The sequence below is a fragment of the Cellulomonas bogoriensis 69B4 = DSM 16987 genome, from assembly GCF_000767165.1.
GTDB lineage: Bacteria > Actinomycetota > Actinomycetes > Actinomycetales > Cellulomonadaceae > Actinotalea > Actinotalea bogoriensis.
Map to the genome: position 1 here is coordinate 1 of NZ_AXCZ01000107.1, position 9,029 is coordinate 9,029.

7 protein-coding genes are annotated in these 9,029 nt (G+C 73.5%); 4 read left to right on the forward strand and 3 right to left on the reverse strand.

All coding sequences use genetic code 11. The annotated features are described in order from the left end of the window. The 3 genes from mshD to N869_RS10070 form a co-directional block, all read left to right on the forward strand. The coding region (gene mshD / locus N869_RS10060) for a mycothiol synthase (protein ID WP_035061038.1) at positions 1 to 561 on the forward strand (561 nt) is incomplete at its 5' end. A gap of 54 nt (positions 562 to 615) precedes the next feature. Beyond that, positions 616 to 2,808 carry an RNA degradosome polyphosphate kinase gene (locus N869_RS10065; protein ID WP_035061039.1) on the forward strand — a complete coding sequence of 731 codons (2,193 nt, stop codon included), beginning with the start codon at positions 616 to 618 and terminating at the stop codon, positions 2,806 to 2,808. Further along, positions 2,805 to 3,785, forward strand: a complete 981-nt coding sequence (locus tag N869_RS10070) for an NUDIX hydrolase (RefSeq protein ID WP_035061040.1) — start codon at positions 2,805 to 2,807, stop codon at positions 3,783 to 3,785. The genes N869_RS10065 and N869_RS10070 overlap by 4 nt, the downstream gene beginning before the upstream one ends. A 100-nt stretch (positions 3,786 to 3,885) precedes the next feature. On the opposite strand, the gene N869_RS10075 is transcribed toward N869_RS10070, so the two are convergent. Then, positions 3,886 to 4,485: a hypothetical protein gene (locus tag N869_RS10075; RefSeq protein ID WP_035061041.1), complete on the reverse strand. Its 600-nt coding sequence runs from the start codon at positions 4,483 to 4,485 to the stop codon at positions 3,886 to 3,888. 29 nt (positions 4,486 to 4,514) lie between these two features. Next, complete coding sequence (gene msrB / locus N869_RS10080) at positions 4,515 to 4,922, reverse strand: peptide-methionine (R)-S-oxide reductase MsrB (RefSeq protein WP_035061042.1); 408 nt, start codon at positions 4,920 to 4,922, stop codon at positions 4,515 to 4,517. A gap of 151 nt (positions 4,923 to 5,073) precedes the next feature. On the opposite strand from msrB, the gene N869_RS16585 reads away from it, so the two are divergent. Then, on the forward strand, positions 5,074 to 8,442 hold the full coding sequence (locus tag N869_RS16585; protein ID WP_052105365.1) for an EAL domain-containing protein: 3,369 nt from the start codon (positions 5,074 to 5,076) through the stop codon (positions 8,440 to 8,442). Positions 8,443 to 8,454: 12 nt separating this feature from the next. Here the strand turns inward: N869_RS16585 and N869_RS10090 are convergent. Then, on the reverse strand, positions 8,455 to 9,029 hold a 575-nt coding region (locus N869_RS10090), incomplete at its 5' end, for a 1-acyl-sn-glycerol-3-phosphate acyltransferase (protein WP_332248766.1).

Consider the following 9,029-nt stretch of genomic DNA (forward strand, 5'->3'; position numbering starts at 1 on the left):
GGGGACCTGCCCGCCGCGCGTGCCCTGGCCGCCCGTCACGGCCTGCGACCCGCACGCGCGCTGTGGCGCATGGCCATGGACCTGGACCCGGGACGCGGGACGGTCCCGCCGGACGTGCCCCCGAGCACCCGTCTGCGCGCGTTCGTCCCCGGCCGGGACGAGCAGGCCTGGCTCGACGTCAACGCCCGTGCGTTCGACTGGCACCCCGAGCAGGGTCGCATGGGCCTTCCCGACCTGCGGGCACGCCAGGACGAGCCGTGGTTCGACCCCGCGGACCTGCTGCTCGCCGAACGCGGGGGCCGGGTCGTGGCGTTCGCGTGGTGCAAGCTCGAACCGGGCTCGGACGAGGGCGAGCTGTACGCGCTGGGGGTCCACCCCGACGCCCAGGGGACGGGCCTGGGCCGGGCGCTGACGCACGTCGTCCTGGCGCACCTGGCCGCCCGCGGCCGGTCCAGGGCCGTGCTGTTCACCGAGGCGACCAACACCGCCGCGGTGCGCACCTACCGGTCGGTGGGGTTCGTGACCGACCGCGTGGACGTGCAGCACACCACGGTCGGGTGACGTTCCCGCCCCCACCGCTACACGCAGGACACCTGGGGGTGCGACCATGCACCCATGACTGCGCAGCCCGCTGCCCGGACCGCACCCGAGGACGTCGAGACCGCGCCCGAGGACCCGCAGGACGCCCCGCTGCCCGACGGGCGGTTCAGCGACCGCGAGCTCGACTGGTTGGCGTTCAACGAACGGGTCCTGGAGCTGGCCGAGGACGTCACCGTCCCCCTGCTGGAGCGTGTGCGGTTCCTGGCGATCTTCGCCTCGAACCTCGACGAGTTCTTCATGGTGCGCGTGGCCGGCCTCAAGCGCCGCATCGCCACCGGCATGGCCGTGACCGCCGCGTCCGGCCTGAGCCCGCGGCAGGTCCTGGAGGCCATCGACGGGCGCGCCCAGGAGCTGATGGTCCGCCACGCGTCGGTGTTCACCGACTCCGTGCAGCCGGCGCTCTCGGCCGAGGGCATCACCCTGGTGCACTGGGACGAGCTCGCCGGCGACGAGCAGGAGCGCCTGCACAGGTTCTTCCGCAAGCAGATCTTCCCCGTGCTGACCCCCCTGGCCGTGGACCCGGCCCACCCCTTCCCGTACATCTCGGGGCTGTCGCTGAACCTGGCCGTCGTGGTGCGCAACCCCACCACCGGCAAGGAGCACTTCGCGCGCGTCAAGGTCCCACCGCTCCTGCCCCGGTTCATCGCCGTGGACAACCGGGGACGCCCCAGCGCCCCCAGCACCCAGGCGTCCGACCCCCACAAGGGGCCCACCTCGTTCGTGCCCATCGAGGACGTCATCGCCCAGCACCTGGACCAGCTGTTCCCGGGCATGGAGGTCATCGAGAGCCACACGTTCCGCGTCACCCGCAACGAGGACGTCGAGGTCGAGGAGGACGACGCCGAGAACATCCTCCAGGCCATGGAGAAGGAGCTGCTGCGCCGGCGGTTCGGCCCGCCCGTGCGCCTGGAGCTCGCCGCCGACATCGGGGAGCGGGTCCGTGAGCTGCTGGTACGGGAGCTGGGGGTGGACGAGTCGGAGGTCTACCAGCTGCCCGCCCCCCTGGACCTGACCGGCCTGAACGTCATCGCCGACCTGGACCGTCAGGACCTGCACTACCCGAAGTTCGTCGGCGGCACCCAGCGGCACCTGGCCGAGGTCGAGTCGGCCAAGCCCACCAACGTGTTCGCCGCGATCCGCAGGCGCGACATCCTGCTGCACCACCCCTACGACTCGTTCGCGACGTCGGTGCAGACGTTCCTGGCCCAGGCGGCCGCCGACCCCCACGTCCTGGCGATCAAGCAGACCCTGTACCGGACCTCGGGCGACTCCCCGGTCGTGGACGCCCTGATCGACGCCGCCGAGGCCGGCAAGCAGGTGCTCGCCCTGGTCGAGATCAAGGCCCGCTTCGACGAGCAGGCCAACATCTCGTGGGCACGCAAGCTCGAGCAGGCCGGGGTGCACGTCGTGTACGGGATCGTGGGGCTCAAGACCCACTGCAAGCTGTCCCTGGTGGTGCGGCAGGAGGCCGACGGGCTGCGCCGCTACTGCCACGTCGGCACCGGGAACTACAACCCCAAGACCGCGCGCCTGTACCAGGACCTGGGGCTGCTGACCTGCGACCCCGAGGTCGGGCAGGACCTCACGCGCCTGTTCAACCAGCTCTCCGGGTACGCGCCCAAGTCCCGCTTCAAGCGGTTGCTCGTCGCGCCCCGGTCGGTGCGGTCCGGGCTGATCGAGCGGATCGAGCGGGAGACCGCCAACCACCGGGCCGGACGCCCGGCCTGGATCCGCATGAAGGTGAACTCCGTCGTCGACGAGGCCACCATCGACGCCCTCTACCGCGCCTCCCAGGCCGGGGTGCCCGTGGACCTGGTGGTGCGGGGAATCTGCGCGCTGCGTCCCGGCGTGCCCGGGCTCAGCGAGACGATCCGGGTGCGGTCGGTCCTGGGCCGGTTCCTGGAGCACGCCCGGATCTTCGCGTTCGCCAACGACGACGACCCCGAGGTCTACATCGGCTCGGCGGACCTCATGCACCGCAACCTCGACCGCCGCGTCGAGACCCTCGTCCGCCTCGGTGACGCCGAGCACGTGGCCGAGCTCCTGGAGCTGCTGGACCTGTCCATGGCGCCGAGCACCACCTCCTGGCACCTGGGGGCCGACGCCACCTGGACGCGCCACCACCTGGGCGAGGACGGTGAACCGCTGGACGACCTGCAGGCCCTGCTCGTCGAGCGGCAGCGCCGACGCCCGGGCCGAGACCGGTGAGCACCAGCCGCACGGCCGCGGTGCACGCCGCCGGGGCCCTGGTGTGGCGGGAGACCGACCACCGCCTCGAGGTCCTGCTCGTGCACCGCCCCCGTTACCGCGACTGGTCGTGGCCCAAGGGCAAGGTCGACCCCGGGGAGTCCCTGCCCGCCGCGGCCGTCCGCGAGGTGGCCGAGGAGACCGGTGTCACGATCGTGCTCGGCATCCCCCTGCCCGGCCTGCACTACCGGCTGAACGACGGCAAGCCCAAGCACGTCCACTACTGGGCGGCCCGGCCCGCCGACGAGGACGGTGACGCCCGCGCCCTGTCCGTGCGACCGCCGGTCGAACCTGCCTCCACCGACGAGGTCGACGAGGCCGTCTGGGTCGGCGTCGACGCCGCACGCGACCTGCTCACCCGCAAGGCGGACCGCACCCCCCTGGCCGCCCTGCTGCAGGCATGGGAGAAGGGCCGGCTGCACACCCGCACCACCACCATCGTCCGCCACGGGCGGGCGCGACGGCGCTCGGCGTGGCGGCGCGGGGAGCAGTCCCGGCCCCTGACCCCCAAGGGCGCCGCCCAGTCCGTGGCCCTGGTGCCGGTGCTGTCCGCGTTCGGGGTCCGTGAGGTGGTCACCAGCCCGTGGCGCCGCTGCCTGTCCACCGTGGAGCCCTACGCGTCCAAGGCCGGGATCCGCCTCGCCGCGGACAAGGCCCTCACCGAGGCCGCCCACCACGAGGACCCCGACCAGGCCTCGGAGGTGCTCGACGAGCTGATCGCCCGTCCGCGGGACGTCGCGCTGTGCACCCACCGCCCCCTGCTCGGCGCCATCATCGACACCATCGGTGAGGCCACGCGCAGGTGGACCGTCGGCACGCTGCCCACCAGGGACCCGTACCTGCGCACCGGCGAGGTCCTCGTCTCGCACATCGTCGGCAGGGGCCACCGGGCGCGGATCGTGGCGGTGGAGCGTCACCGCCCCCCGTCAGGGTTGTGAGGACGCCGGACCGCAGAGCGCCTGTCGGCGCGAAGGCCGCTCGAAGCGGCATTGTGTGGAGCCCGGGGCTACCGCGGCCCGACGTCTGCCCCTATTTTACTCAGTCCAGGTGCCCCGACCGCCACAGCCCGGCCGCCGTCTCCAGCTCCTCGGCCAACGACACCAGCCCGGACGCCCCGCGCGTCAGGTCCCACGCCATGGCCCCGTCACGGTCCTCCACGCCGTCGGCGTCCAGGGCCGACCCCGTGGCCAGCACCCGCGCGAACGCCGCCGCCCGCTCCAGCGCGACCGCCAGGTCACCGGTGAACACCCCCGACAGCACCGCGTCGACCAGGCGCGAGACGTCCGTGGGCCCCGGTGGGCTCACGACTCCCGCGACCACGTCGTGCACCTCGGCCCGGTGCACCCCCGCCCGGTAGCGCTCGGCCACCACCTGCGGGTCCCGACGCACCCACTCGCGCAGCACGTACAACCGCCACAGGGAACCCGGCAGGGTGCCGGCCGGGCTGTCGGACCACAGGGCGGCGACGGTGTCGAAGCCCTCGTCGTCCACCAGCCGCACCAGCCGCTCGACGACCTCGGGGTCCTCCGCCGCACGCCCCTGCCGCACGATCACGTCGGCGGTCATGTGGGCGACCTCCGAGCGCAGCGCCGGGTCGACGTCCCCGGGCAGCTCGTCGGCGGCCCGCGGGTCCAGCATGGCCGGGCGGCGGAAGCGCCGCCCCGCGCTCACGACCCCTCCCGGGAACGGAAGGACAACGACACCGAGTTCATGCAGTACCGGTCACCTGTCGGGGTGGACGGCGCGTCGTCGAACACATGACCCAGGTGCGACCCGCAACGCGCGCACCGCACCTCCGTGCGCACCATCCCCAGGCTGCGGTCCTCGACCAGCTCGACCGCGTCCTCCTCACGGGGCTCGTAGAAGCTCGGCCACCCGCAGTGGGAGTCGAACTTCGTCTCGGCCTCGAACAGGACGGCGCCGCACGCCCGGCACGAGTACGTGCCCGGCCGCGACTCACCCAGCAGCCCACCCGTCCACGGGCGCTCGGTACCGGCCTCACGCAGGACGGCGAACTCCTCCGGGCTCAGCACCGCGCGCCACTGCTCCTCGGTGCGGTCCACCTCGTACGCCATGGTCGCCCTCCTCCGACGCGGCCGGGCCGGGGACGCCCGCCGACCACCCGACACTACGTCCCCGATCCCTCACCCGCAGGTTCCCTCACACCACGGCGCCGGTGGTCGATGTGATGCCCGTCACCACCAGGCCCCCGAGGACGGAGGAACCGTGCAGGCCTCGTTCACCGTCCTGGCCCTCACCCACCGCGTGGGCGGGTTCTACAACGGCGAGGTCCTGCAGGGCCTGCTCCGTGAGACCAGCGCCGCCGGCGGACGGCTCGTGGTGGTCCAGACGGTGCACCCCGAGGACAACGCCCTGCACCTCACCCTGGAGAGCTTCGAGCTGCCGATCGCCGAGGAGCTCGTCGACGCCGTGGTGTCCATCGCCCCGGCCGTCACCGGCCCCTACCTGGCACGGATCCAGGCCCGTGGTGTGCCGGTCGTCCTCGTCAGCGACCACGCCGCGGGAGTCACCGCCCCCGTCGTCACCCCCGACAACGCCGCGGGCGTCCGGGCCGGGCTCGAGCACCTCATGGCCCACGGCCACACCCGGATCGGGTTCGTCGCCGACCTCAGTCAGCACGACTTCCGCGAGCGCCTGGAGGTGTACCGCGCGGTCATGACCGAGCGCGGGCTGCCGGCGGGGTCGGACCTGTTCTTCCGTGCCGACTCCTACGGCGAGCACGGTGGTGCGCGTGCCGCGCGGGCCATGCTCGCCCGCCCGAACCTGCCCACCGCGGTCATGACCGCCACGGACCGGAACGCGCTCGGCCTCGTGCGGGCGTTGCGCGCCGGTGGTGCGCGCGTGCCCCACGACGTCGCGGTCGTGGGGTTCGACGACGTCCCGCAGGCCGAGTTCGCGATCCCGAGCCTGTCGAGCGTGCGCCAGCGCTTCGACGTGGTGGGGGCGCTCGCCGGGCGGCTGGTCCGCGACATGGTGGCCGGGCGGCCGGTCGCATCGGGCCTGCACCGGGCCACGGCGTCGGTGGTGGTGCCCAGGGGGACCTGCGGCTGCCGGACGGACCTGCTGAACGGGGAGGACCCCGGCGTCAGCACCGGGCGGGTCCCCGTCTCACGCCGGGAGCTGCGCCGGATGCTGCACACCCTGCTGGACGACCGGGGCCGCGGCTCGCTGGACCGCGCGACCGTGGACCAGGTCCTCACCCACGTCGAGCGGGTGGTGGACCGCACCGGACCGGCCGACCACACCGCCGTGGCCGAGCTGGTGCGGTCACTGCAGCGGGTCGCACCCCGGGTCAGCACGCTGCACGAGGTCGCCACCGCCCTGACCCAGTACCTGGACCGGCTGCTCAGCGCCGGTACCCAGGAGGTGAGGGACCCGTCGACGGCGACCGCGCTGCACGCCGCCCTGTGGCAGGTCCGCTCCTGGGGGGTGGTCGAGCAGTCCAACCGGCGTGAGGCGTCCGTGGTCGAGCACGGCATGACGGCCGGGGACCTGCAGCGCACACCGGCGGCCACCAGCCGGCGCATGGGGTGGCTGGGCGGCACGCACGTGCGGGCCGGGCTGCTGGGACTGTGGGAGGACCGGGATCGGCGCGAGGTCCTGCGGGTGACCGGGGTCCACGACACGACCGGGACCATCGGGACGGTGGCCGGTGCGCAGATCCCCGTGCGGGAGTTCCCCGGCCGGGACCTCATCGACGCCGCGGACCACGACGAGGCCGAGGTGTGCATGGTGGTGCCGGTGCGCAGCCGCGCCCGGCACTCCGGGGCGATGGCCGTGCTCGGGCGCATCACCTCGGAGTGGGACCGCGAGCCCTACCACTACTGGGCCCAGCAGCTGAACCAGGCGCTGGAGTCCGAGGAGCTCGAGGAGGCCGCGCGACTCAGCGAGGAGCGTTACACCGTCGCTGCGCAGGCCGCGAACGACGGTCTGTGGGAGCTGGACGTGACCGCCGGGACGATGAACCTGTCGACACGGTGCCGGGACCTGCTGGACCTGCCCCACGACACCTCCGTCGACCTGGACGGGTGGATGGGCGCCGTCCACCCCCAGGACCGGCAGCGCGTCCGCACCGCACTCAGGTCCCTGACCACGCGTGCCGGGGTCCCGGCGATCGTCGAGTTCCGGGTCTCGGCCAGCGACGGGACCTCGCGGTGGTTGCTGTGCCGGGGCCTGGGCGCGGCGGACGAGACCTCCGGGGAGGTCGAACGCCTCGCGGGGTCGTTGTCCGACATCGACCAGAGCAAGGCGCTGGAGGAGCAGCTGCGGCGGGCGTCCCTGTTCGACGCCGTCACCGGGCTGCCGAACCGCCCCTCGTTCGTCGAACGCCTCGGGGAGGCCCTGGACCGTCACCGGCGCCGTGGCGCGCGGTTCGCGGTGCTGTTCCTCGACGTGGACGGCTTCAAGCTCGTCAACGACTCGCTGGGGCACCTCATGGGTGACGAGCTGCTGCGGGTCCTGGCCGAACGCCTGCAGACCGACGCTCGTTCCCAGGACGTGGTGGCACGGTTCGGCGGCGACGAGCTGGCCGTCCTGCTCCAGGAGCCGGTTCCCGACGACCTGGAAGCCGTGGCGGCGCGCGTCCAGTCGCTGGTGGCCGCGCCCATGGTGCTGGCCGAGCACGAGGTGAGCGTCACCGCGAGCGTCGGGATCGCGACCTGCGACACCGGCTACACCGAACCCGAGGACGTCCTGCGGGACGTCGACCTGGCGATGAACCACGCCAAGGACGCCGAGCGCGGCACGGTCGCCGTCTTCGACCCCCAGATGCACGCCCGTGCCGCGGACCGGTTGCGGTCCCGGGCCGAGCTGCGCGCGGCGCTGGCCGAACGGCAGTTCGTCGTCCACTACCAGCCTGTCGTCGACCTCACCGGCGGTCCGCTGCGGCACCTGGAGGCCCTGGTGCGGTGGGAGCACCCGGAACGGGGCCTGCTGATGCCGGGGCAGTTCCTGCCCGCGATGGAGGAGGACGGGACCGTCGCGACCCTCGGGGAGTGGCTCACCGAGGAGGTCGTCCGTCAGCTCGCCGAGTGGCACGGGGCCGGCAGCTGCCCGGTCACGGTCGCGGTCAACCTCTCCCACCGGGAGTTCTGGTCCGTGGGTCTGGTCGAGCGGGTCCGGCGCCTGCTCGACACCTACGACGTCCCCGCCGAGGCCCTGGTCATGGAGATCACCGAGGGCGTCTTCATGGATGAGCCCGAGGCGGCTCGCACCGTCATGCAGGCCCTGCGCGAGTCGGGCATCCGCCTGCACGTGGACGACTTCGGCACCGGGCAGTCGTCCCTCAACGCGCTGCGGACGTTCCCCGTGGACGCCCTGAAGATCGACGGCTCGTTCGTGCGGGAGCTGGGCGTGGTGCACCAGACCACCGAGCTGCTGCGCATCATCGTCGAGATGGGTGCGGCGCTCGGCCTGGACGTCGTCGCCGAGCACGTCGAGACCGAGAACCAGGCCCAGGCCCTGCAGCTGCTCGGGTGCGCCTACGCCCAGGGGTGGCTGTACGGACGGGCGATGCCCGCGTGCGACGTCACCCCGCTGCTGGGACGCCGGCTCGCCGGCACCGACGCCGCCTGAGGCCCGCGACCCTCAGGCGTCCTCCTCGCGCAGGCGCGGGACCCCGGCCCGACCGGGCCGCACCCCACGCTTGTCGGCGTAGAACTCCCGGATCCGGTCCATGTCCGCCCCGACGTCCCCGGTCATGACCAGCGTCGGGCCCGCACCGACGACCCTGCGGGGCCCGTCGACGTACCCCAGGGTCACCGCCAGGCCGGTGCCGGTGGCCAACCGGTAGAACCCCGACCGCCAGTGCTCGGTGCGCGACCGGGTGCCCTCGGCAGCGATCGCCAGGAGGAACTCCTCGTCGGCGTCCGCCTCGGCCACCATGCGGGCCACCAGGCCCCCGCCGCCACGGCGCTCGGTCGGGATCGCGCCCAGGCGGCGCAGCACGGGTCCCAGCGGCCACCAGAACGCCTCACGCTTGACCAGCACCCGCACCCGCGCACCGAGCGCCCACAGCAGCAGCACCGCCAGGACCAGGTCCCAGTTGGAGGTGTGCGGGGCACCGATGAGGATGCCGCGCCGCGGGAGGGTGCCCTCGGCCCGCCACCGGGCCAGACGCAGCAGCGTCCGGGCCACCGAGGCCCGTCGCCGCCGCGACCGGT